The organism is Salinicola sp. LHM, assembly GCF_034479735.1.
Taxonomy (GTDB): Bacteria; Pseudomonadota; Gammaproteobacteria; order Pseudomonadales; family Halomonadaceae; genus Salinicola; species Salinicola salarius.
On sequence record NZ_CP140261.1, the window covers coordinates 1502249 to 1526213 of the forward strand.

Consider the following 23965-nt stretch of genomic DNA (forward strand, 5'->3'; position numbering starts at 1 on the left):
TCGTTTCTGCATCGAGGTTTTGGTGGCGGCTGGGGTTGGTTGGCATGCCTGTGTCGCTGATGGGCAAGTCGGCCGGCCTCGGCGTGCGCAGAATCCGCTCATGAGGATAATTCACCGGAAGCGGCGGTGCGGGCCGATGTCGTCTCGCCAGCGCCATCTTCCTCCGATCGAGCGCGGTGACGATGCAATTCTTCAATCCGGTCAATACGCAAACCTGGACCAACGGCCGCCATCAGGTGCGGTGCGTCAAGGTCATTCAGGAAACCTGGAACGTGCGGACGTTCTGTTTCATGGCCGACCAGCCGGTGATGTTCTTCTTCAAGCCGGGGCAGTTCGTCACGCTGGAACTGGAGATCGCCGGGCAGCCGGTGATGCGCTCCTACACGATTTCCAGTTCACCCTCGATACCCTACAGCTTCTCGATCACGGTCAAGCGCCTGCCGGGTGGCCAGGTTTCGAACTGGCTCCATGACAATCTCAAGGTCGGCGACCCGATGGTCGTTCACGGGCCAGTCGGTGATTTCAACGTCATCGATCACCCGGCGGAGAAAGTGTTGATGCTATCGGGAGGGGTCGGGATCACGCCGTTGATGTCGATGACGCGCTGGTTCTTCGATACCAATGCCGCCGTCGACCTGGAGTTCATCCATTGCGCTCAGGCGCCCAACGACATCATCTATCACCGTGAACTGGTGCACATGTTCTCGCGCCTGCCGGAGTTCCGCCTGCATATCGTCTGCGAGCGCAGCGACGAGCTCAGCCAGGCCTGGTCCGGATTCCGGGGCTACCTGACGCGGCAGATGCTGACGTTGATGGCGCCGGACTATCTCGAGCGGGAGGTATTCTGCTGCGGACCGACACCTTTCATGAAGGCGGTGCGTCAGGTGCTGCTGGAAGACGGCTTCGACATGTCGCGCTACCACCAGGAGTCCTTCGGCGCGACGCCGCTGAGCGTCCAGGAGGACGTGCTGGAACTGGCTGAGCAGGCCGAAGCCGACGCCGAAGAGGTCGATACGGCGACGCTGATGCCGGTGGAGTTCACCGGCAGCGGCAAGAGTATCCGCGTCAGCGAGAACGACACGATCCACTCGGCGGCGGCCAAGCTCGGCCTGCATATTCCCAAGGCCTGCGGCATGGGCATCTGCGGCACCTGCCGCGTGATGAAGCTGGAAGGCGAGGTCGAGATGGAGCACAACGGCGGCATCACCGAGGAAGACGAAGCCGAAGGTTTCATTCTCTCCTGTTGCTCGAAGCCGAGAGGCAAGGTCGTGATCGATTTTTGACCCGTTGTGCCGGCGCGGTAAGCCATAAGCTCCAAGCTGAAAGAAGAGCAAATCGTTGGCTACGGGCTACGGGCTACGGGCTACGGGCTGCGGGCTACGGGCTACGGGCTACGGGCTACGGGCTGCGGGCTGCGGTCTACGGGCTACGGGCTACGGGCTACGGGCTAGAAGAAATTGCGAGCTTTCCGCGGGGGCAATGCGGTTTTTTCCGCTCGCGATTTCGACTATTGGATGCTGGCACTGTCGTCGTTGCGTCACCCGATGGCGCAACGAGAAAGCCTCGGAGCGACGAGCGCTCTTACGCTGGCTACGGCATGCCTTCCTCGAAAGACCGTGATGAGAGAGACCATGATTCGAGCGGCCATCGAGAGGGCATCCAAAGATCAGTCACAGGAGTTTACGCCATGTCTTCACCCGCCAATCGCGGCGTCGTCTTTCGCGGCGCCGGCAAGGTCGCCGTCGAAAGTATTCCCTTCCCCGAGCTGGCCCTCGGTAGCCGCCAATGCCATCACGGCGTCATCCTCAAGGTCGTGACGACCAACATCTGCGGCAGCGACCAGCACATGGTGCGTGGTCGAACCACGGCGCCCGAGGGCATGGTGCTGGGTCACGAAATCACTGGCGAGGTGATCGAATGCGGTCGCGACGTCGAATTCATCAAGGTCGGCGACATCGTTTCGGTCCCGTTCAACGTCGCTTGCGGCCGCTGCCGCAACTGCAAGCGTGGCGATACTCACATCTGTCTCAACGTCAACGGTGACCGCGCCGGTGGCGCCTACGGCTATGTCGATATGGGCGGCTGGGTCGGCGGCCAGGCCGAATACGTGATGGTGCCTTATGCCGATTTCCAGCTGCTGGTCTTCCCCGACCGGGAGCAGGCGATGGAGAAGATCCTCGATCTCACCATGCTTTCGGATATCTTTCCCACCGGTTTCCATGGTTGCGTCACTGCCGGCGTCCAGCCGGGATCGACAGTCTATATCGCCGGTGCAGGTCCGGTCGGGCTGGCTGCCGCGGTTTCCGCCCAACTGCTGGGTGCCGCGTGCGTGATCGTCGGTGACATGAACGACAAGCGCCTCGAGCAGGCGCGAAGCTTCGGTTGTGTCGGGCTCGATCTCAAGCAGGACGCCAGCATGTCCGAGCTGATCGAGTCCGTGCTGGGCGTTCCCGAAGTCGACGCCGCGGTGGATGCGGTGGGCTTCGAGGCCAACTGCCACGGCCATAACCATGCGCATGAACAGCCGGCGACGGTGCTCAATGCCGCCATGGAGATTACCCAGGCCGGTGGCCGGGTCGGGATTCCGGGGCTCTACGTGACCGAGGATCCCGGCGCGGAGAGCGAGGACGCGAAGCAAGGCAATCTTTCGATGAAGTTCGGCCTCGGCTGGGCCAAGGCGATGTCGTTTCACACCGGGCAGACACCGGCAATGCGCTACCAGCGCCAATTGATGCAGGCGATCCTTCACGACAAGGTGCAGATCGGCCGTGCCGTGAACGTCCAGACCATTTCGTTGGACGAAGCGCCGCAAGGCTATGCCGCCTTCGATGGGGGCGCGGCCAAGAAATTCGTGATCGATCCGCACGGGACGCTTCGCTAGTCCCGAGCCACGAGCCACGAGCCACGAGCCACGAGCCACGAGCCACGAGCCACGAGCTACGAGCTACGAGCTACGAGCCGGTGATGCCTTGGGGCATCGCCGGCTCTTTTTCGTTTGGCTGCGCCAGCGATAGGCTGCAGAATCGGCCCCACTACGACCCTGCGAAAACAATCCCGCGAGAGCCGATGATGAGTGAACCGATCCCTGACCTGCCGCGCTGTGCCTGGGCGCAGACCCATCCGCTGAATGCCGAGTACCACGACGAGGAGTGGGGCGTTCCCGAGTACGACAGCCGCGCGCTGTGGGAAAAGCTGATGCTCGACGGCTTTCAGGCCGGCCTTTCCTGGCTGACCATTCTCAAGAAGCGCGATGCCTTCCGGGAAGCTTTCGAGGGCTTCGACCCCGAGCGGGTCGCCCGCTTCGACGACAACGATGTCGAGCGACTGATGGGCAACGCCGGCATCATTCGTTCGCGTGCCAAGATCGAAGCGACCATCGGCAATGCCCGTGCCTATCTCGCCATGCGCGACAACGGCGAAGACTTCTCCGAATTTCTCTGGGGCATGGTCGGCGGCAAGCCCATCCAGCGCTCTTTTGAAAACGACGGCCCCGTTCCCACCCAGACGCCGCTTTCCCTGGAGATATCCAAGGCGCTCAAGAAGCGCGGTTTCAAGTTCGTCGGGCCGGTGATCGTCTATGCCTGGATGCAGGCCGTCGGCATGGTCAACGATCACGCCGATGAGTGCCATCGGCGCGAGCTTGTGGCAGCGATGGGCTAGCTCGAATGGCGTTGGTCAGAGGTTGAGTCAAGATAAATCAGGACTAAAAATGAATTGCCTCTCATCTTGTTTACCGGCCGCCGCCAGTGAGCAAGATGTGTGATGAGAGATCAGAACTGAAAAACAGTGATGATTATTTCTAGAACCGTCGACCCATGAAGTCATTCAGATATTCCACGAAAGCTCGAATTCTTGATGGCAGCGTATTGTAATGTTGGTAGACGACATGGATGTCGGCATTCGGAAGTTCATAGTCGGTCAGTAATGGAATCAGGCTACCATCCAGTAAATAGCCTCCCACGTCCCATTCAGCGCGTATCGTGATTCCCTGACCCTCAAGAGCCCATCTCGTTACGCTTTCGCCATCGTTTGCCGAGAGTCTTCCTGATACCCTCACGCTGTAGCTTTTCTCGTTTTTATAGAATTTCCACACGCTCCAGGAATCGTTATTTTGCTGCAGCGTAATACAGTTGTGTGCCATTAGTTCATCTGGCGCCCGCGGTTCTCCATATCGTTCGACATACTGAGGGGAGGCGCAAACTACCCGACGATGCGTTGCAATTTTCTTGGCGTGAAGGCTCGAATCGGGAAGTTCCCCGAACCGAATGCCGATATCGTATGACTGTTCAGCGAGATTCACAGGATGATCGGAAAGATGCAATTTTGCTTCGACTTTAGGATAATTCTGCAGGAATTCGGAAATGACCGTAGTCATATACTTTCGTCCAAATCCTAGTGGAGCATTGATCTTCAGTAGACCTCTGACTTCTCCTCCTCGTTGTGATAGACGCTCTTCCATTTCCCGAATATAGGATAGCGCCTGCTCGGCATAATCTCGATAGATCTGTCCCTCGGTCGTAAGGTTCATTGATCTTGTGCTTCTGTTAAATAACTGTATTTTAGTCCTTTTTTCAAGATTCGAAAGTCGTTTGCTGACTGCCGCGGGTGAAATGTCCAGCTCGCGTGCTGTGTTCGATATGCTTCCTGAACGGCACAGAGTGATGAAAAAATCCAGGTCGCTTAGCGTGCTCATTTTAAACCCTATGGTTCAAGGTGTTTGAAATCCTAGTTCATTGCGTCACTCGTTGCACGCTGAATAGGGTAACAGGCGTCGGTTAACCCATTTCTATAGCAACTTTGGATCTCATCATGAAAAAGCATCGTGTAGCAGTGATTCCTGGCGACGGCATCGGTTTGGAAGTGATCGAGGCCGGCAAAAAAGTCATGGAAACTCTGGTGGAAAGTTATCCAGAAGTCGAGTTCGAGTTTAAGGATTTTGACTGGAGCTCCCAGCGTTATCTGGAGAAAGGTCAATATATACCGGATGGTGGAATAGAGGAGCTAAAGACCTTTGATGCTATTTACTTTGGCGCGGTAGGTAGTGAAAAGGTGCCTGACCATATCTCTCTTTGGGATCTGCGTCTCAAGATCTGCCAAGGCTTCGATCAGTATGCCAATGTGCGTCCTGCCCGAGTGCTTCCTGGAGTTAAAAGCCGTCTGCAAAACTCGGAAAAGATCGACTGGGTGATTATTCGCGAGAACAGTGAAGGCGAGTATTCCGGTAATGGTGGCCGTGTTCACCAGGGGTTGCCTGAAGAGGTCGGCACCGAGGTCTCGCTATTTACTCGCAAGGGCATAGAGCGTATCCATCGCTTCGCTTTCGATATGGCGATGTCTCGTCCGCGTCGCAAGCTGACGCTGGTCACAAAGTCTAATGCTCAGCGCCATGGCATGGTGCTTTGGGATGAGATTTTCTTCGAAGTCGCCAAGGACTATCCAGAGGTGGAGATCAATCGGGAGCTCGTGGACGCGATTACCACCACGATGGTGCTGAAGCCCGAAAAACTCGATGTCATCGTCGCGACCAACCTGCATGCCGACATTATTTCTGACCTCGCCGCGGCGCTGAGCGGAAGTCTCGGTATTGCTCCCACCGCCAATCTCAATCCGTCGGGTCAGTTTCCTTCGATGTTCGAACCGATCCACGGCTCTGCTTTCGATATCACCGGTAAAGGTATTGCTAACCCCATCGGGGCGTTCTGGACAGCGGTAATGATGCTTGAGCACCTTGGCGAGAATACGCTTGCGGAACGCCTGATGGCGGCCATCGAGGAGGTCATTGGCTCAGGACTGCAAGCGCCGGATCTTGGTGGAACGGCCACGACGCAAGAGATCACGAATGCCGTTTGCGACTCGATTCGTGAAAAAGCGAGTCAAGCCAAAGCGGTCAGCTGATCGGATTCGCTAGGACAGGATGGGCTCGAGCCCATCCTGTCTTCGTCTTCTCACCATCATAAGGATAAGGAAGATGAGTGCGCCAATTATTACACTAATTATCCTGCTCATAGCGATAGTTCTTTTTGTCTCAGAGCGAATTCCGCTCGCTCTCACGGCCATGATGGTCTTGATCAGCCTGGTACTGACAAAGGTATTGAGCCCGTCAGAAGCATTTGCTGGTTTCATCAATAGCAACGTGATTCTTTTCTGCGCGATGTTCGTTGTGGGCGGCGCGCTTTTCGAGACGGGAATGGCCAATCGAATAGGCGGTATCGTCACGCATTTTGCCAAAACGGAACGTCAACTTCTCTTGGCCATTATGTTGGTGACGGCTATCTTGTCCGGCTTTCTGTCTAATACCGGAACAGCTGCCGTGCTGATACCCGCGGTCATTGGTATTGCCAGCCGTTCCGGGATTCGTCGGTCCAAACTGCTCATGCCGCTGGCCTTTGCATCCGCGATGGGCGGAAACCTCTCGTTGATCGGTGCGCCAGGCAATTTGATCGTCGACAGCACTCTCGAAAACATGACTCAGGGTAATGCCTCCTTTGGTTTCTTTTCATTCGCCATGATCGGGCTGCCGATGATGCTCGTGGCAATGGTCTACTTCCTGACCATCGGCTACAAGCTGCTTCCAGACCGCGATATGGAAGGTGGCGTTGATCTTTACAACGAGCAACCCAAGGAAGCGCCTGCCTGGAAGCAATATCTGGCCCTGTTCGTACTCGTCACGACGATTCTGGCGATGATATTCGAAGATACCATCGGCTTCGATATGCATATCATCGGCGTCGTAGGTGCCATTGTTCTGGTACTGACCGGCGTCATGTCGGAACGAAGAGCGTTGGATGCCATCGACTCCCGTGTCATCTTCCTCTTCGCCGGGATGCTGCCCATGGCGACCGCGATGCAGAAGACTGGCTTGGGTAGCATGCTGGCGGAAGGTGTGATGGATTTCCTCGGCGAGGCGCCTTCTCCGAGACTTCTGCTCAGCGTTCTATTTGTAATTTCGGCGGGACTTTCGCAATTCATGTCCAACACGGCGACGACAGCATTGCTCGCTCCGATAGGGGGTGCCATAGCCGTTGGCATCGGCGCCGACCCTAGCGCTGTACTGATGGCCATCTGCATCGGCGGATCTTGCGCTTTCGCGACGCCCCTGGGCATGCCTGCTAATACGATGGTGTTGGGGGTCGGCGGCTATCGCTTCAACGATTACGTCAAGGCGGGTCTGCCTCTGGTAGTGGTTGGCTACCTCGTCTGTGTCACTTTGCTGCCGATGATCTGGCCGTTCTTCCCCTGATAGCTGAAGCCTTGACGATGCATGACAATGGCGAGAGAAGCGTCACCGCTGTCGGTATGACTTCTCTCGCCGCCTGGCTGTCCTGAAGAACTCAGCAGACTTCCACATTTGCCCATACCCGATACGGCCATCGCCTTTTCACGAGAAAGAATCATGAATGACTTTTCCTGCCTCACTACGCAGATGGCAACTCGCGATTGGCTCGTGGGCCTTGTCAAACATGCGATTGCTGCGGTTCATCCCATGCATTTGTTTTCGAACCAGCTTCCCGAGGCTCCACCGGGAAGAACTTTGGTGGTCGGTGCGGGAAAGGCGGCCGCGGCGATGGCGAAATCTCTGGAAGACGCCTGGCTAGCCCAACACCCGGATTCACCGCTTTCAGGACTGGTCGTGACGCGTCATGGTCACGCCGAACCGTGTCGATATATCGAGGTTCTTGAGGCATCACATCCCATGCCGGATGATCTCGGTGAGCGGGCGGCTAAGCAAATGCTAAAGGCGGTCCAGGGTTTAAATCAGAACGATCTGGTTATCGCTCTGATTTCCGGTGGAGGATCGTCACTGATGTCGCTGCCTGGTGGCGAATTGACGTTGCGCCAGAAGCAGCAAATCAACAAGACGCTACTCAGAAGCGGCGCCCCCATTCGGGAGATCAACACCGTGCGTCGACATCTTTCGGCCATCAAAGGCGGACGCTTGGCAGCGGTGGCTCATCCGGCGCGGGTGGTTACCTATCTGATTTCCGATGTTCCCGGCGATGAGCCTAGTCTCGTCGCATCGGGCCCGACGTTACCCGATGACTCCACGCCGGCTGATGCGTTGTCAATTCTCGAAGCACGCAAAATCGATATTCCTTACGCCGTGCGTCATCACCTGATCGCCGCCGCTGGATCACCTCGCGGCAGTGATATCGGATTTCACCGTGACGAGACATTCGTCCTCGCTAGAGCAGCCGATGCACTGCAAGCTGGGCGCCGGAAAGCTGAGGAAGCCGGGATGGAAGTCAAAGTCTTGGGTGATGATCTGGAAGGGGAGGCGCGCGAACTGGGAAGAACTCAAGGTCTGCTGGCGCGCAACTGCCAGAAAGCGATATCCCGACCTTTGTTGTTGCTATCCGGTGGCGAAACCAGTGTTACTGTCAAGGGTAATGGCCGTGGCGGACGCAACGTTGAGTACCTTCTGGGATTGTTCGAGGCGCTGGAGGGGGCACCAGGGATACATGCGTTGGCCATCGACACGGATGGGATCGACGGGTCGGAAGATAACGCTGGGGCTGTCTTCTCCCCACAGTGCTGGCAGCGCGTGCGAGAATCTCGGCTTTCCATTCCAGAGGCTATGGAAAACAATGATGCCTACACGTTCTTTGCCGCTCTGGATGATCTGATCGTTACTGGCCCCACGAGGACCAACGTCAATGATTTCCGTGCCATATTGATCGAGCCTCGGTAGTTGCGGAGCCATACCATTGACAGCGTCGCTGCTGAAGCCCCGCGCTTCTCATGGATGCATGGTCGTTTTGACAGGTTAAAGCCTGCCGGTCAATGTGTTTGCCGTGCGAAGTAATGGCTTCTATACCAGCTAGGTGTCAGGAAGCCGGGGCTTTCCGGTGCTGCCGATGGCAGCGACGTTGCCCTGGAAGGCAGACCACATCTGGAAGGAGTCATATCATGCGCGTTTCCCAGTTCGTTTCTCTTGTTGCCATTGCGCTTCTCTCCACCGGCGCCATGGCACAGTCGGATGACAAGGACAGCCAGAGCGCCGAGGGCCAAGATCCCGACATGCAGGCGGACACGATCGAGGGTCAGAATCAGGGAGCGACGTCGCAATACGAAATGAGCAGCGAAGATGATCAGACCAGCGATGATGTCGACGCTGGCGATTCCGGTTCGCCCTCCGCCCGGGAACAGCTCATGAAGGGCACTCGGCAGGAAGAGAAAGCAACCCCACCAGCGGAGAGCACTGGCGGGCAGCATTGACCGCCCGTCGTCTGACTTGTCGGCAGGTCTTGTGCCATTGCCGGCTTCAAGACACAATGCGCTCAGCACGGAAGGGGAGTATCCCACGGGCAGGATCGTCGATCCTCCCTGACGATAGCGTCGTCAGCACGGGCCACATGCCCCGGCGCTATCGGTCGCTCTGTCAGCCATGTCCTGACTCGGACAGGGGCAATCAGAGTGACGGGAGAGACTTTCGGTGACGTTCACCGTCTACCGGAGGTTTCTCTATGCACGTACCCGTCTGGGTCTGGCTGGCGACTGTCGCCGGCATTGCCGCACTATTCATCTTCGATTTCTACGCCCATGTGCGTAAGCCCCACGATCCCTCCTTCAAGGAAGCGGCCTGGTGGTCGGTCTTCTTTATCGCCTTGGCAGCGGTTTTTGGTGGCGGTCTGTGGTGGGTCTGGGGCGCGCAGCACGGTGCCGAGTATTTCGCGGGTTTCATCACCGAGAAGAGCCTGTCGGTCGATAATCTCTTCGTTTTCCTGATCATCATGGCCAAGTTCGCGGTGCCGCGCGCCTATCAGCAGAAGGCGCTGCTGATAGGCATCGTGATTGCGCTGATCCTGCGTGGCATCTTCATCGCCGTCGGCGCTGCGGCCATCGCGCAGTTCAGCTGGGTGTTCTATCTGTTCGGACTGTTTCTGCTCTACACCGCGATCCAGCTGGTGCGAGAGGGCACGGGCGGCCATGACGAGAACGAGGAGTACGAACCCAATGCCATCGTGCGCTGGATTCAGAAGCGCCTGCCGGCCACCGATGAGTTCGACAGTGATCGCCTACTGACGGTCAAGAACGGCAAGCGTCTGGTGACACCACTGTTCATGGTGGTGGTGGCACTGGGAATGACCGACGTGCTGTTCGCGCTGGATTCGATTCCCGCGATCTACGGGCTGACCAAGGAGCCCTATATCGTCTTCACGACCAACGCGTTCGCCTTGCTGGGGCTGCTTCAGCTGTACTTCCTGCTCGGCGGTCTATTGACGCGTCTGGTCTATCTCAGCCTGGGGCTGTCGTTCATTCTGGCCTTCATCGGCGTCAAGCTGATCATTGAGGCGATGCACACCAACAGCCTGCCGTTCATCAACGGTGGTCAGCCGCTGCACCTGGTGCCGGAGATCCCGATCTGGCTGTCGATGACGATCATCCTCGGCACCCTGGTCATCACCACCGTGGCCAGTCTGATCAAGAGCCGTAACCTGAAGTCGGCGCCGTCTCATCAGGAGTAAGGTTGCCGTAGAGCCGGTGCAGCAGGCCGCGCATCCCCTCCATGGGAATCGCGGCATCCGGCCCGGGCGGGAACATGCCGGGCCGGAAACCGTTGTCGATGAACCCTCGGAGCAACGTCGGATCGTCGCTGATGACATGCAGCGGCACGTCCCGGCCGGGATTGTCGCCAATGATCGCCGGTGCAGCCTGGTGATCGCCGAGCACCATCAGCAGCGTGCGGTTCCCGCTGCTGTCCTGGCCCAGGTAGCGGCGGGCAAAGCCGCTGGCGGCCTGTAGCGCATAGTCGATCGCCGGGGCGTAGTTTCGGCGCATCGCCGCCGTGTCCTGCCACAGCGTGGCGTAATCCTCGCCCGCACCTTCCCACCGATCGAAAACCCGGCCGTCGCCGATCGACGTCCAGTCATCGATCACATCGATCACCGGCGACCACGGGGCGTGGCTCGAGAGCGTGGCCAATTCGGTGAAGGTCGGGCCGTCGTGGCGTGACAGGACGTAGTCCTCGACCCGCTGCCAGGTGAACTGGTCCGGCATGCTCGCCCAGCCCATCGCAGGCCCGCGATAGCCCATGCTGTCCGAGGTGTGGATGTCGTCGTAACCGTAGAGACCGCCTTCCGGCCACTCCCGGGTGATGCCCGGCATGAGGGCGACGGCGTCGTGGCCGGTGGCCTGGAAATCGTCGATCAGGGTCGAATGGGGGCTGTTGATCATCAGCTCGAAGCGCAACTGGGACGTGACCGGCAGGCCGCTGGTAAAGGTGGCGTGATTGAGCCAGGACTGCCCGCCCAGCGTGGCGGCGGTGACGCGCCCGGTGACGACCGACAGGCCTGCATCGGCAAGCTGGCTCTCGACCTTGCTGAGGCGTGGCCTGATTTCGGCCTCGAACGGTGCGCGCTCGATGGCGGCGACGCCATAGGATTCGATGAAGCCCAGGATGACGTCGGTATCGGCCAGCCCCGGCAGTGGTTGGCCATCGGGCCTGGCGTAGGCGTGGTCGTCTTCGTATAGCTGGCGTCCGAATGCTGCCATTGCCTGACGGGTTTCCTGTGCACGCTGCCATTCGAAGGTCACGAAGCTGACGGCAGGGTGGCCGATCCTGGCCGTGAGTCCCGTCGTCTCGTCGCGGTTCATGGCGTCGATGCGGGCCAGACCCGCACCCCCCAGAAGGATCAGCAGCAGCGCGAATCCGCGCGACGTGTTGCGGCCATGAAAGCCCTGCAGCAGTTTCGTCAGCACGAGGCCAAGGGCAAGCAGAGCCAGGCCAATGACCAGCAGTCCGGCGATCGCCAGCGGCAGGCCAAGATTGGTCACGACCAGTTCGATCAGAATGGGGATCAGCTTGATGTCGGTATAGAGGTTCAGCGACCGGCCCTGCATGGTCTGGGTCAAGGCGTCGCCGGCGGCACCGAGCACGATGACCAGCGCCAGAAGGGCAATCAGGCCGGCGATCCAGCGCCGCCAGGGCGCTGGCGGCAACAGTGCCAACAGCCCGACGACCAGCGGCGCTTCGAGTGCGATCCAGTGCCTTGGCGGGAACCCGGCCCAGGGCAGTTCCGGCGTCAGCAGCAAGCCGTTGAGTAACAGCAGGGCCAGCACCAGGCGCCAGCGAGGCGCCCGGTCGAGAAAAGACATCATGGCTCGTCCTTGAGTCGGGTCCGGCGATTCAGCATAGCATCGGTCCGTCAGGGTGGGATGAGGCGCTGTGGCCAGTTCATCGAGCTACTCATTGAACTACGCATCGAGCTACTCCTCGAACTACGCAGCGGACAAGCTTTTGGATGGCACGTTAAACTGGGCAGTGAGAATCTTGAATCCAAACCGGGGCGACGAGGACGATCCAATATGGCATCTGCGCAAGAACTGATCATTGAACCGACGAACGGGCGACAAGCCGATGCCTGCGTCATTCTGCTTCACGGGTTGGGGGCGGACGGTCATGATTTCGAGCCGCTGATACCGGCGCTGGGGTTACCCGATTCCCTGGCCGTTCGCTTCGTGCTGCCCCACGCGCCGCAACTGCCGGTCACCGTCAACGGCGGCATGACGATGCCGGCGTGGTACGACATTCTCGAGATGAATCTGGGGCGGCGGGTCGATGTCGAGCAGCTGCGGGCATCGGCCAGGCGGGTCCACGGGTTGATCGGCGAACAGATCGCCGCCGGCATCGACAGCCGTCGCATCGTGATCGCCGGCTTTTCCCAGGGCGGGGCGGTGGCTTACGAGGCGGCGCTCTCCTATCCGAAGCCACTGGCGGGCCTGCTGGCGCTGTCGACTTACTTCGCCACGGCCGACAGCATCGAACTGGCAGAGGCCAATCGTCGCCTTCCCATCGAAGTCCATCATGGCTCGGCCGATCCGGTCGTCCCGGAATCGCTGGGTCGGGAAGGCGCGGAAAAGGTCGAGGCGCTGGGGTATCCGGTCAATTACCGGACCTACGAAATGGGGCATAGTCTCTGCCCGGAGCAGGCACAGGACATCGCGGCCTGGTTGACCGCGACGCTGGGATGATCGGAGTTCGCCATGAACAGCATGGATAGCCTCGAGCGCGAGGGAGCCGATCGGCGCCTGTCCAGCCCCTCGGCCCGGCGCAACCGGGAGCCGATCCTGGCCGTGTTGCGATCAGCGTTGCCTCAGACGGGGCGGGTGCTGGAAATCGCCAGCGGCAGCGGCGAGCACGCGGTCCACTTTGCCCGCCATCTGGCGCCACTCTGCTGGCAGCCGACGGATCCCAACGAGACGGCGCTGGCATCGATCGCGGCCTGGCGCGAAGCCGAGGCGCTGGGCAATCTGGCGGCGCCTGTCTGTCTCGATGTCACCGAGCAGTGGCCGGTGCTGCCGGATCTTGTCGCGATCGTCTGCATCAATCTGTTGCACATTTCGCCCTGGGATGCGAGCGAAGCGCTGTTTGCCGAGGCTGGCCGGCGACTTCCGGCGGGTGGCGTGCTGGTGGTCTACGGGCCTTTCCGGCGCTACGGCGAGCACACTGCGCCCAGCAATGCCGCGTTCGATGCAGACCTGCGCTCGCGAGATTCACGGTGGGGCGTTCGTGATCTCGAAGCGGTCGAGGCCTTGGCCGGCGACAATGGGCTGAGGTGCGAGGCGACCCATGAATTGCCGGCCAACAATCTTTGTATCGTCTGGCGGCGCTGATGCGTCGTCTGCGGTGCTGAGCTCGCTTCGATTTCCTGACGCGTCAGGAAGATATCGCCGCAGGCACCCGCAACTCGACTACACTCAACACAGACATTCAGTGGCCGACAAGGAGTGACGCCATGTCAGACTTTTCCGATGAGTTTCGCATGCCCAAGGGCTGCCCCAATTGTGGCAACCACATGATGAAGGTTTCCCAGGCCAAATCCGCGGATGATCAGGTCTATTGCACCTCCTGCAATGCCGAGGTCTGCTCCTGGGAAGAGGCCGAGCGGATCATGGCAGAGACACCGCGCAGCGAATCCGAGCAGTTGATCGAAGACGTCATGAACAACAAGAAGCCTTCCGAAGAAGACTATTGAAGCGCGATGCGGTGAGTGTCGAACGCAAACGCCCCGGCCAAGCCGGGGCGTTTGCGTCTGGGTTTCGATGGGAATGGATCTAGAGCAGCTCTTCCGCCGCCAGGGCAAGTCTCGAGCGCTCGACGCTTTTCAGGGTGATGTGACCGGCATGGGGCCAGTCGCGGAAGCGTTCCACCACTGCGGCCATTCCGCAGGTGTTGGCGGTGAGATAGGGTGTATCGATCTGGCCGACGTTGCCCAGGCAGACGATCTTGGTATTGCGCCCGGCACGCGTGATCAGGGATTTGAGCTGCTTGGGCGTGAAGTTCTGAGCCTCGTCGATGATCAGGAAAGTGTCGTTCAGCGTGCGTCCACGCATGAAGGTGGGTGAGCGGATCTGCACGCGAGAGCCGATCAACTGGCGCGTCGCGCCATCGTTCCAGCTGGACGAGCCCTCACGCTCGTCACGTAGCAGGTTGTCCATGTTGTCGTGGAAGGCGCCCATCCACGGCGACATCTTCTCTTCCTCGGTGCCTGGCAGGAAGCCGATGTCCTCTCCCATCGGAATGGGTGCCCGCGTGAAGACGATACGTTCGAACTGCTTGCCGTCCAGCGTTTGCTGCAGCGCAGCCGCCAGGGTCATGAAGGTCTTGCCGGTGCCCGCGCTGCCAGCGAGGGTGAGGAAATCGATGGAGGGATCCATCAACAGGTTGAGGGCGAAGTTCTGGCGGCTGTCGTGTGCATGCACGCCCCAGACGCCGCCATGATGCCGGTAGTTCGTCAGCAGTTGCAGCGTCGCCTTGCTGGGTCCATGGCTGCGCACGATCGCTTCGAATTCCGCGCCGTTGTCGCTGTCGGAAACGAGCATTCCCACGTGCCAGTCCTCGGGAATGCGGCCTTCCAGATGATAGAAGGTGTGGCCGTCGGCGCGCTCGACCATGACTTCGACGTCCAGCGACTCCCACAGACTGCGACCGTCGCGGCCTGCGTCGGCGTAGACCTTTGCGCCTTCGATCATCGCGTCGAGGTCATCGAACGCCTTGTCATTGAGATAGTCTTCGACCGGCACGTTGAGTGCCGTGGCCTTGACTCGCAGGTTGATGTCCTTGGTCACCAGGATGACCGAGGCATCCGGCCGTTCATCGCGGAGCCGGCAGGTTTCGGCGAGGATGCGGTTGTCCGGGGAGTTTTCCAGCGTCTCCAGCGGCGCCAGGTCTCGGTAGCAGAGGAAACGCAGGCGGCCGGCAGGGCCGCCGGTCACGCGAGGAATGGGGATGCCTTGCTGGATCTCCCGTGGGGTAACGTGAGCGGTGAGGTCGGATAGGGTACGGCTGATCTGTCGGGCCGTGCGCGCGATCTCGCGCATGCCGTTCTTGTGTTTGTCGAGCTCCTCGAGCACCGTCATCGGGATGACGACGTCATGCTCTTCGAAGTGGTAGAGGGCTGTTGGGTCGTGGATCAGGACATTGGTGTCCAGTACGTAGAGCCTGTTCGCTTTCTTGTCGATTCGCACCATCGGCAAAAGCACTCCTGTGAGTTCAAGGCTTCTCGACCCTGACAGAGTGCGGTGACAGCTCGATGTCGCCCGACTCACTCCGTCAGTGCCACTATCGTTGGAACGTAAAGACTGTGTCGGCTTTACCTCTCTGACGGATGAAGTCGTTACCAGAATGACCCCACGACGCCGAAAGCGCTACCCCCTTTTTTCACATCGGCAGCAAAAACCGGTCGCGTGATCTTCTGATGGCCGGTACCTATCCCTGCGCTGACGAGGGAGAGCCAGACGGCAGAAACGAAAAAGCCCTGCCGAAGCAGGGCTCGATGAACGGGCGATCCGTGATCTCAGGTATTGTCGTCGGCGTCGTCGCCTTTCTTGACTTCCACCTGCGCGATAGCCGGTTCGTTGTCATCCCGCTGATCCAGCTTGGCCAGCAGGTTTTCCGATTCGCGCTTGAAGGCGGCGAGGGCATCGCCACGCAGGCTCTGGGATTCCGGCAGCTTCACGCGCATGGGATCGACCTGACGGTTGTTGACCATGACTTCGTAGTGAAGGTGGGGTCCGGTAACGCGCCCAGTGCTCCCCGACAAGGCGATCTTTTCACCCATCTTGACGCGCTCGCCGGGTTTGACGAGAGGTTTGCTCAGATGCAGGAAGCGAGTCGTATAACCGTTGTCTTGGCGGATGACGATATAACGCCCGGCGAGCGGATGATCGACTACGCGTTCGACGACGCCGTCGGCGGGTGCGTCAACCGGCGTGCCAGTGCGCATGGCAAAATCGGTGCCCTTGTGAGGGCTGATCCGACCCGTGACAGGATGAAGACGTCGCAGGTTGAACGGCGAACTGATGCGGTAGTCACCTTGAAAGGGATAGCGATTGAACGCCGGGTCGAGGCTGTTGCCGTCCGGGGTATAGAAATGGTCATCGGCGCTATTGCGAAGCACCGTCAGATCCATGCGCTGGCCTTCGTATTCGGCGGCCAGGATCTTGGAGTCCATGGATTGACCGTCGATCATCTCGGACTCCACCAACACCCGGAATTGATCGCCGGCGCGCGTATCGCGGCGGAAATCGAGCTTCTTGGAGAGAATGTTGGTGAGCTTGGACACTTCTGCGTTGGATAGGCCTGTCGACTGTGCCGACAAGGCGAACGAGCCGCTGACGGTGCCGCTGAACATGCGCTGAGTGGCTTCTCCCGCTTTCTCTACCGGGGAGTAGGCGAACTCTGCCGTTTCATCGCCGCGCTTGAGAAGATAACCCTCTCGAGGATTTTTCATGACCCGAAGTGCCAGCAACTGACCGTTCTCGTCGAGCTTGTAATCGAAGCTGTGGCCGACTCGCCAGCGCGTCAGCACTTTCTTGTCCGGCACGGTGTTGAGAATCTGCATCACGTCACTATAAGCCAGACCCAGCGTTCTTTCGGCAGTGAGTGCGAAGGAGTCGCCGCTCTGGATGGTATAGCTCTGCCACTCCGGCACATAGGTTTCACGAGACGCGATTTCGTCACCTAGCTCTGTATCGTCGGAGGAATCCTGGGAGTTATCGAATGTCCAGTCTTCGTAAGAAGTGCCACCAATGCTGTCATCGTTGGGTGCCGGCTGTGAGTCTCCCGTCGGCACATGCATTGCCAGTGATTTCGCGTCGGATTTCACCGATTTGGCAATAGGCGAAAAGGCCTGGGCCTGCGAGTCATCATCGGCATGCGCTTCGGAGATGAAATTGACACGCATCACTTCCAGTGGCTTGAGCTGAGCCAGCGGGATGTCTTTCGATAAATCATCCAGCGTAAGCGAGCTAATAGCCGCTTCACTCGAGACGGCTGAATTGACGATCGACTGAGAAATTGTGGTTGTCGCCGCAACGGGAATCTGTGTCTGGGCGTCTTCGGTATCGCCGAAAACACCAATGATCTTTTGCGTACCCAGCACGGTGACCATGGTGGCAACCGGAAGCAATAACACTTTATGCGTGCGAGGTAGCGAATGGAAAATTCGCAACATGAGGGTATGGGTCCGGATGAAAAAGGATGACAAATTTAAATAAAGGCCGGGGAACCATACCCCAAGCTGGTGTTAATTGCCTAGTCTGTATTTAAATACAGTGTACGAGGCCACGGCTCGCGGGGCTTCGGCGAAGAAAAGGCATCAGCTGAAAGTATGGGGCGAGGGTGGCCGAGCGTAAGTACATGTAACGCAGTGGTGCATGATTGCGCACCACTATGGTGCACAATAAAGCGCTGTTTTCCAGCAGAATCTTCGCCCGTAAAAGTTTTGTAGGACTTTTATTGTTCCAGAAGATTGCCATGGTCAGGTATTTTTTTCGGCATCGTAACAGCAGGTCAGTCATGGTCATGGCGCTGACGCTTAACCTGACCGCAGAATATCGAATCGAAGAAAAGCCGGGCTTTCATGGGATTCTTCTGCGCATGAAGGTTCGAAGCCAACGGGAGAGTATTGTGCCGAAAGTGACGTTGCTGCAGTGGCAAATGCTGGCGGCGGTAGCCGATAACGGTGGATTTGCCAAGGCTGCCGAAGTGATTCATCGAAGCCCGTCGACGCTCAATCACGCGATCCACAAGATCGAGGAGCAGCTGGGCGTGGTGCTTTTCGAGCCCAGGGGGCGTCAGGTCGTGCTCACCGAGGCAGGGAGTCTATTGCTGCGTCGAGCGCGTCAACTCATCGAAAACGCGGCGTCGTTGGAGGACGTGGCGGAGCGTCTGGCCGGTGGGCTAGAAGCAGAAGTCACGCTGGCCGTGGATCAGGTCTTTCCAGGGGATGCTCTGGCCGAGGCGTTGACGCAATTTTCGGAAGCGTTTCCCCACGTGCGCGTTCAATTGCATGAAACCGTGCTCAACGGTGCTGTCGAAATGTTATACGAGGGTCGAGCGGACCTGATCATATCCGGGGTGAGCGCGCAGGGATTCCTGGGGGAGCCGATCGTCGATGTTCCTTTTATCGCGGTTGCTCATCCGCACCATCCGCTACATCAATTGCAGCGGGAGCTGGATCTGCGCGACCTGGAACGACATCGTCAACTGGTGGTGCGCGATTCGGCGATTCGTCAACGGCTCGACGCCGGGTGGTTAAAGGCGGAACAGCGCTGGACCCTGGGGCATCTATCGACGTCGATCGACATGTTGGAGCGGGGGCTGGGCTTTGCCTGGGTGCCGGAAACGCGGATTCGCGCGGCGCTGGACCAGGGGCGACTGAAGGCGCTGCCGTTGCGCGCAGGTGGCGTGCGCCGGGTATCGCTGCAGCTCGTGCATCGTGACATCGATGGCGCCGGTCCGGCGACGCGTGCCCTGGCCGAGGCGCTGATGGCCAGCGTAGTCGCTACCTGCCCACAGGATGCCCGGCCGCAGAACTCGAATGCATCGATGCAGCCGAACGAATGAGCCGAGTTATTACGCTCGATCTCTGACCGAAGAGGTCTATCCTGTCAGCCATTCGGCATCTAACGGCACGCGTCACCGAACGGCGCGCACTGGCATTGACAGGAGAGACTCATGGGATTGCTTGTCGACGGAGAATGGCGAGACCAGTGGTATGACACCAAGAGCCACGGCGGCGAATTCGTGCGCGAGTCCGCCAAGCTGCGTGACTGGATCACGCCTGCCGGCGCGCCGGGGCCGCAAGGGCAGCCAGGGCTTGCGGCGGAAAGGGGACGCTATCATCTCTACGTATCGCTGGCCTGTCCGTGGGCCCACCGCACGCTGATCATGCGCAAGCTCAAGGGGTTGGAGGCGGAGATCGGCGTCTCCCATACCAGCCCGTTGATGCTCGACCAGGGCTGGAGCTATCGCGTGGACGAGGGATCGAGCGGCGATGAGGTCAACCACGTCGACTACCATCACCAGCTCTATACCTTGACCGACCCTCGCTACACCGGCCGGGTGACGGTGCCTGCGCTGTGGGACCGGCAACAGCGGCGCATCGTCAACAACGAATCGGCAGAGATCCTGCGGATGCTCAACTCGGCATTCGATGAATTGACCGGCAACCGTCTGGATTTCTATCCCGACGACCTGCGTGACGTCATCGACGAGGTCAATGCGGACGTCTACGACAACGTCAACAACGGCGTCTACAAGACCGGCTTCGCAACCGAGCAGGCGGTATACGAGAAGCATTTCGTGGCGCTGTTCGACTGTCTCGACCGTCTGGAAGCGCGGCTCGAGAGCCAGCGGTATCTGGCGGGAGAGTGGTTGACCGAGGCCGATATCCGGCTGTTCACGACGCTGGTACGCTTCGATGCGGTCTACCATGGGCACTTCAAGTGCAATCGCCAGCGCATCGCCGACTTTCCGAACCTGTCGAATTATCTGCGCGAGCTATATCAATGGCCGGGCATCGCGGAGACGGTGGACTTCGACCACATCAAGCGCCACTACTATTACAGTCACCCGACGATCAATCCGACCCGGATCGTTCCGCTGGGGCCATCGCTGACACTGGATGCGCCGCATGACCGTGGGCGACTGTCCGGACAGGGAATTCGCGGCGCCGAATGAGAGCCGGTTCACGACCTACTACGCGCTGGCAGTGGCCGTGTCAGCCACGGGCATGGCGTTGCAGCCAGCGATCCAGCGCGTTGGCGAACTCCCGGCGATCACCATCGGTATAGGCGTTGGGCCCCTGGGTATGTTCGCCGCTGGCGCGCAGCGTCTCCATGAAGTCCCGCATCTGCACTCGCGCCTTGACGTTGTCGATATTCAGGCTTTCGCCGCGGGTGGTCATGACCTCGGCGCCACGTTCGATCACTTCCTGCGCCAGCGGCAGATCGCTGGTGATGACCAGGTCGCCGGTCGCGACAGCCTCGACGATCGCGTTGTCCGCGGCATCGAATCCGTGGGCCACCATTCGCGATTTGACCCAGGCCGAGGGCGGTAACGGCAGCGCATGATTGGCGACCATCCAGGTCTGGGTGCGGGTGCGTTCGGCGGCCCGAATGATGATGTCGCGAGCGACGCGGGGGCAGGCGTCGGCATCGATCCACAGGGTGGGCTTGGGTGTCGGCATGGCGGGAAGGCTCGGCGTGTTCGTGTTGGAGATAGAAAACATCAAAGGGCGTTCAGTCTACGGCGTTCGGCTCAGAGCTTCATTCGAGGTTCCGTTGGCGACCCTTTCTGTAGGATTTTTACGTTCGGGTGGCGAAACGCCTACGCCGATGGTATAGTAGCGCTTCCTCGCATGTGTTGACCCCACCATCCTGCCGATATGTCTGTAATCGACGCCATCGACTTGTGAATCGATGCCCAGCACCGGACGTATCTCGTACATGACGCGCGGCCAAGCCGTTTTTCGCGTCCGGATGCAACGATGGAGCGCCTAGATCGGTTGATGTTTCAAGCAACCGGGCGCATCAAGGTCGCCACATATGCTATCGCTCCCGTCATCCGCGGGGCGACAAGCGCAATGCCAGGTGCGACCGGCATTCCGTGGTGATCACGCCACCGATGCCATGACATTTTCGCCGGTGCCTACCGGCCACTCCAAGGTGTGAAATGACCTCGACTGTTACTGTTTCGCCTAGCTTTGGCGATCTGGCGCTATTGCCGGAAGTACTGACTGCCCTCGAAACCCTGGGCTATGAAACTCCTTCACCGATCCAGACGCAGACGATCCCTGCGCTGCTGGAAGGTCGCGACATGCTGGGCCAGGCGCAAACCGGCACCGGCAAGACTGCAGCGTTCGCGCTGCCGTTGCTGAGCCGGCTCGACCTCGGTCGGCGTGAACCGCAAGTTCTGGTGCTGGCTCCGACGCGGGAACTGGCGCAGCAGGTCGCCGTGTCTTTCTCCAAGTATGGCCAGAACCTGAAAGGGCTGGAAATCGCCACCCTTTGTGGCGGTCAGGATTATCGTGAGCAGTTGACCGCGCTGAAGCGGGGGGCGCAGGTCGTCGTGGGAACGCCCGGTCGAATCATCGATCATCTGGATCGTGGCAGTCTCAAGCTCGATGGCCTTTCGGCGCTGGTTCTCGACGAAGCCGACGAAATGCTGCGCATGGGCTTCATCGACGACGTCAAGCGTGTGGTATCGGACACGCCGAAAGATGCCCAGCGGGTGTTCTTCTCGGCTACGCTGCCGAGCGAGATCGAGCGTATCGTCAACCGCTACCTGGTCGATCCGGTCAAGGTGACCATCGAATCCAAGGTCAGCACCGGCGAGAACATCGAACAGCGCGTGGTGCGTGTCGAAGGCCCCAGCAAGCTGGAAGCACTGGCGCGTATCCTCGAAGTCGAAACGGTCGACGCGGCTATCGTGTTCGTGCGTACGCGTGCTGCCTGTACCACGCTGGTGGAGCAGCTCACCGCTCGTGGCGTCAACGCCGCCGGTCTCTCGGGCGATCTCGACCAGAGCCTGCGTGAGCGCACCGTGACCCGTCTCAAGCGTGGCAAGGTCGACGTGCTGGTCGCGACCGACGTCGCGGCTCGTGGTCTCGACGTGCCGCGTATCACGCACGTTGTCAACTATGACCTCCCGCAGGACTCCGAAGCCTATATTCACCGCATCGGTCGTACCGGCCGTGCCGGTCGTGACGGTGTCGCCATCACCTTTGCCGGCGGTCGTGAAACCCGCAAGGTGCGCTGGGTCGAGCAGGCGACCGGTCAGGCCATGACCGAGATGCCGCTGCCCGACGAAGCGGCCATTCGTGCCCACCGCGACGACCGCTTCAGTGCGCGTCTGCGCGAGATGCTCGAAGCCGGTGCCGATCATCAGCGTGCGCTGATCGAGAAGCTGGTCGAGGAGGGTCATGACCCGATCGATCTGGCGGCGGCATTGGCCACGCTGGCGCGAGCCGGTGAAGCGCCGATCGGACGTATCACCAGCTCGCCGTCGCGCCGCGACAATGGCCGTGATGGCGGTCGCGATAGCGGTCGTGAACGCGCGCCGCGCCGCCGCGAAAGCACGCCGCGTGAAGGCATGACTCGCTACCGCGTCTCGGTAGGCCACAAGGATGGCGTCAAGCCGGGCCAACTGGTCGGTGCTCTGGCCAATGAAGGTGGCATCGAAGGGGGCCGCATCGGTCGTATCGATATCCGTAACGCCTTCTCCGTGGTCGAGCTGCCGAGTGGTCTGCCATCCTCGATTCTGGCCAAGATGTCACGGGCCCGCGTCGGCGGCCGTCCGCTGGAGATCTCTGAAGATCAGGGCGCGCCCGAGCGTGCACCGCGTCGTCGCAGCGATGGCGATGCGCCGGTTCGACGCTCTCGCGCTTGAACTGCCGACGACTGATCCGTTAGCGGGGCCCAGCCCTGGTAGTATCGAGACGCCGCCCACATAAAGTGGGCGGCGTTTTATTTTGCCTGTCGTCAGCACATCGCTGATCGGTCGCCCTGCAGGTAAAACAAGCCAGGTAAACGAACCAAGTAAACAAGCCAGTCGAGGGCATAGTCCCTATGTCGGGCAGTCAGTGACGAACTTTGTATGCAATACTCGTTATCGCTGAATCGTGGCATGTCCCGATTCGATCCTGTTACGTCGCGGAAATGAGTCGATGGCCAAGACACTCAAGGACCAGTTATACGATGCGCTGCTGCGCAGCATGGCGAGCGGACACCTGGAGCCGGGGTTGGTACTGCTCGAAGGCAACATCGCTGAAATCTTCGGCATGAGCCGCTCCCCGGTGCGCCAGACTCTGGGGCGTTTACATCAGGAGGGTACCATCAGCCGCTTCGAGGGGCGGGGGTTTCTGGTGGGACGCGATCCGCACACGATCGTGCGCCGCTCGCTGACCGCCGCCGATTTTCGTGCGGCAGGCGGGCGGGCTTCGGTCAAGCGCACGGACTCCTGGCGCGCTCTGGCGGAAAAGGTCGAACACGATATCGTGCTCTGCTCGATGAAAGGGCGTCTCGAGCTCAACGAGCTGCAACTGGCCAAGTCGCTGGACGTGAGCCGTGCCACGACGTATCGCATCCTGCTGCAACTGCAGTCGCTGGGAGTGGTCGAGAAGATCAAGTACAGCAGCTGGAACGTGGTGCCGCTGGACGACGAACGGCTGCATCAGCTCTACGATGCCCGACGACAGCTGGAGCCGTTCATGATCGCCCGCGCCTGCGACCGGATTCCCGACGCCGCGATCCGCCGCTATCTCGACAGGTTGGATCAGGCGCAGACCCGATATCCCGAGGTTCAGGCCAGTCAGCTCGATGCGCTGGAAAACGATCTGCATCACGAGGCCCTGGAGCATGGCGGCAATGCCGAGATCCTGATCATGCTGCAGCGCACGCGGCCAATCCTGCTGATCAGCAAGCACTTGCTGGGCGGAGAGATCGAATTGCCACCGGGCGATCCATTCTTTGCCGCGCATCGACAGGTATTCGAAGCCATGCAGTCACGCCGCCCCGCGCTGGCCGGCTCGGCATTGCATCAACATCTCGAGGCCTCGGAGTCGCTGGTCCAGGAGCGCCTGGCCAACTTCCGCCATTCCGGCGAGCTGGAGGCACCGGGCTATCTGCGCTGGCTCAGCCAGCGCTGAGCCGAAGCCCACAAGCGGGCGGGCGCCCGCCA

At 59.8% G+C, this 23965-nt stretch carries 20 protein-coding genes; 15 read left to right on the forward strand and 5 right to left on the reverse strand.

Annotated elements, in window-relative coordinates; translation table 11 throughout:
- Nucleotides 1–182 precede the first annotated feature (182 nt).
- The 3 genes from R5R73_RS07025 to R5R73_RS07035 all read left to right on the forward strand — a co-directional run bounded on the left by R5R73_RS07025 (nt 183) and on the right by R5R73_RS07035 (nt 3660).
- The gene (locus R5R73_RS07025) at nt 183–1283 is read left to right on the forward strand and encodes an FAD-binding oxidoreductase (RefSeq protein ID WP_416221224.1); all 1101 of its coding nucleotides are present in this window, start codon (nt 183–185) and stop codon (nt 1281–1283) included.
- Nucleotides 1284–1687: 404 nt separating this feature from the next.
- A complete protein-coding gene (gene fdhA / locus R5R73_RS07030) occupies nt 1688–2881 on the forward strand; it encodes a formaldehyde dehydrogenase, glutathione-independent (protein ID WP_322529265.1) in 1194 nt (397 codons plus the stop codon).
- 188 nt (nt 2882–3069) lie between these two features.
- Entirely contained in the window at nt 3070–3660 is a 591-nt protein-coding gene (locus tag R5R73_RS07035; protein ID WP_322529266.1) for a DNA-3-methyladenine glycosylase I, read from the forward strand.
- 139 nt (nt 3661–3799) lie between these two features.
- Here R5R73_RS07035 and R5R73_RS07040 read toward each other — a convergent pair whose 3' ends face one another.
- Nucleotides 3800–4693 carry a LysR substrate-binding domain-containing protein gene (locus R5R73_RS07040; RefSeq protein WP_322529267.1) on the reverse strand — a complete coding sequence of 298 codons (894 nt, stop codon included), beginning with the start codon at nt 4691–4693 and terminating at the stop codon, nt 3800–3802.
- Nucleotides 4694–4809: 116 nt separating this feature from the next.
- Here R5R73_RS07040 and R5R73_RS07045 point away from each other — a divergent pair, with 116 nt between their 5' ends.
- From R5R73_RS07045 to R5R73_RS07065, 5 genes are all read left to right on the forward strand, one after another.
- Nucleotides 4810–5895, forward strand: a complete 1086-nt coding sequence (locus R5R73_RS07045) for a tartrate dehydrogenase (protein ID WP_322529268.1) — start codon at nt 4810–4812, stop codon at nt 5893–5895.
- A gap of 73 nt (nt 5896–5968) precedes the next feature.
- Complete coding sequence (locus tag R5R73_RS07050; RefSeq protein WP_322529269.1) at nt 5969–7240, forward strand: SLC13 family permease; 1272 nt, start codon at nt 5969–5971, stop codon at nt 7238–7240.
- 153 nt (nt 7241–7393) lie between these two features.
- Nucleotides 7394–8689, forward strand: coding sequence for a glycerate kinase (locus tag R5R73_RS07055; protein WP_322529270.1), 1296 nt, complete (start codon nt 7394–7396; stop codon nt 8687–8689).
- A gap of 218 nt (nt 8690–8907) precedes the next feature.
- Nucleotides 8908–9216: a hypothetical protein gene (locus R5R73_RS07060; protein WP_322529271.1), complete on the forward strand. Its 309-nt coding sequence runs from the start codon at nt 8908–8910 to the stop codon at nt 9214–9216.
- 248 nt (nt 9217–9464) lie between these two features.
- The gene (locus R5R73_RS07065) at nt 9465–10466 is read left to right on the forward strand and encodes a TerC family protein (protein WP_276232506.1); all 1002 of its coding nucleotides are present in this window, start codon (nt 9465–9467) and stop codon (nt 10464–10466) included.
- Here the strand turns inward: R5R73_RS07065 and R5R73_RS07070 are convergent.
- A complete protein-coding gene (locus tag R5R73_RS07070) occupies nt 10423–12099 on the reverse strand; it encodes an alkaline phosphatase (RefSeq protein WP_322529272.1) in 1677 nt (558 codons plus the stop codon). The two genes, R5R73_RS07065 and R5R73_RS07070, sit on opposite strands and share 44 nt — an antisense overlap.
- Before the next feature lie 207 nt (nt 12100–12306).
- On the opposite strand from R5R73_RS07070, the gene R5R73_RS07075 reads away from it, so the two are divergent.
- The 3 genes from R5R73_RS07075 to R5R73_RS07085 all read left to right on the forward strand — a co-directional run bounded on the left by R5R73_RS07075 (nt 12307) and on the right by R5R73_RS07085 (nt 13976).
- Nucleotides 12307–12972 carry an alpha/beta hydrolase gene (locus tag R5R73_RS07075; protein WP_322529273.1) on the forward strand — a complete coding sequence of 222 codons (666 nt, stop codon included), beginning with the start codon at nt 12307–12309 and terminating at the stop codon, nt 12970–12972.
- A 12-nt stretch (nt 12973–12984) separates the two neighbouring features.
- Nucleotides 12985–13614, forward strand: coding sequence for a DUF938 domain-containing protein (locus R5R73_RS07080; RefSeq protein ID WP_322529274.1), 630 nt, complete (start codon nt 12985–12987; stop codon nt 13612–13614).
- A gap of 122 nt (nt 13615–13736) precedes the next feature.
- Nucleotides 13737–13976, forward strand: coding sequence for a hypothetical protein (locus tag R5R73_RS07085; RefSeq protein ID WP_087718065.1), 240 nt, complete (start codon nt 13737–13739; stop codon nt 13974–13976).
- A gap of 79 nt (nt 13977–14055) precedes the next feature.
- On the opposite strand, the gene R5R73_RS07090 is transcribed toward R5R73_RS07085, so the two are convergent.
- Together R5R73_RS07090 and R5R73_RS07095 are read right to left on the reverse strand one after the other, a co-directional pair.
- Complete coding sequence (locus R5R73_RS07090; RefSeq protein ID WP_087718064.1) at nt 14056–15471, reverse strand: PhoH family protein; 1416 nt, start codon at nt 15469–15471, stop codon at nt 14056–14058.
- Nucleotides 15472–15797: 326 nt separating this feature from the next.
- A complete protein-coding gene (locus tag R5R73_RS07095; RefSeq protein ID WP_322529275.1) occupies nt 15798–17393 on the reverse strand; it encodes a peptidoglycan DD-metalloendopeptidase family protein in 1596 nt (531 codons plus the stop codon).
- Between the two features lie 518 nt (nt 17394–17911).
- Here R5R73_RS07095 and R5R73_RS07100 point away from each other — a divergent pair.
- Both R5R73_RS07100 and R5R73_RS07105 read left to right on the forward strand, forming a co-directional pair.
- On the forward strand, nt 17912–18850 hold the full coding sequence (locus R5R73_RS07100; protein ID WP_322529570.1) for a LysR family transcriptional regulator: 939 nt from the start codon (nt 17912–17914) through the stop codon (nt 18848–18850).
- A gap of 111 nt (nt 18851–18961) precedes the next feature.
- Complete coding sequence (locus R5R73_RS07105) at nt 18962–19966, forward strand: glutathione S-transferase family protein (protein ID WP_322529276.1); 1005 nt, start codon at nt 18962–18964, stop codon at nt 19964–19966.
- Between the two features lie 40 nt (nt 19967–20006).
- Here the strand turns inward: R5R73_RS07105 and R5R73_RS07110 are convergent, their stop codons facing one another.
- Entirely contained in the window at nt 20007–20474 is a 468-nt protein-coding gene (locus R5R73_RS07110; RefSeq protein WP_110635753.1) for a YaiI/YqxD family protein, read from the reverse strand.
- A 485-nt stretch (nt 20475–20959) separates the two neighbouring features.
- Between R5R73_RS07110 and R5R73_RS07115 the strand changes: the two genes are divergently transcribed.
- Complete coding sequence (locus tag R5R73_RS07115; protein WP_322529277.1) at nt 20960–22675, forward strand: DEAD/DEAH box helicase; 1716 nt, start codon at nt 20960–20962, stop codon at nt 22673–22675.
- Between the two features lie 277 nt (nt 22676–22952).
- Complete coding sequence (locus tag R5R73_RS07120) at nt 22953–23933, forward strand: GntR family transcriptional regulator (RefSeq protein WP_322529278.1); 981 nt, start codon at nt 22953–22955, stop codon at nt 23931–23933.
- Nucleotides 23934–23965 lie beyond the last annotated feature (32 nt).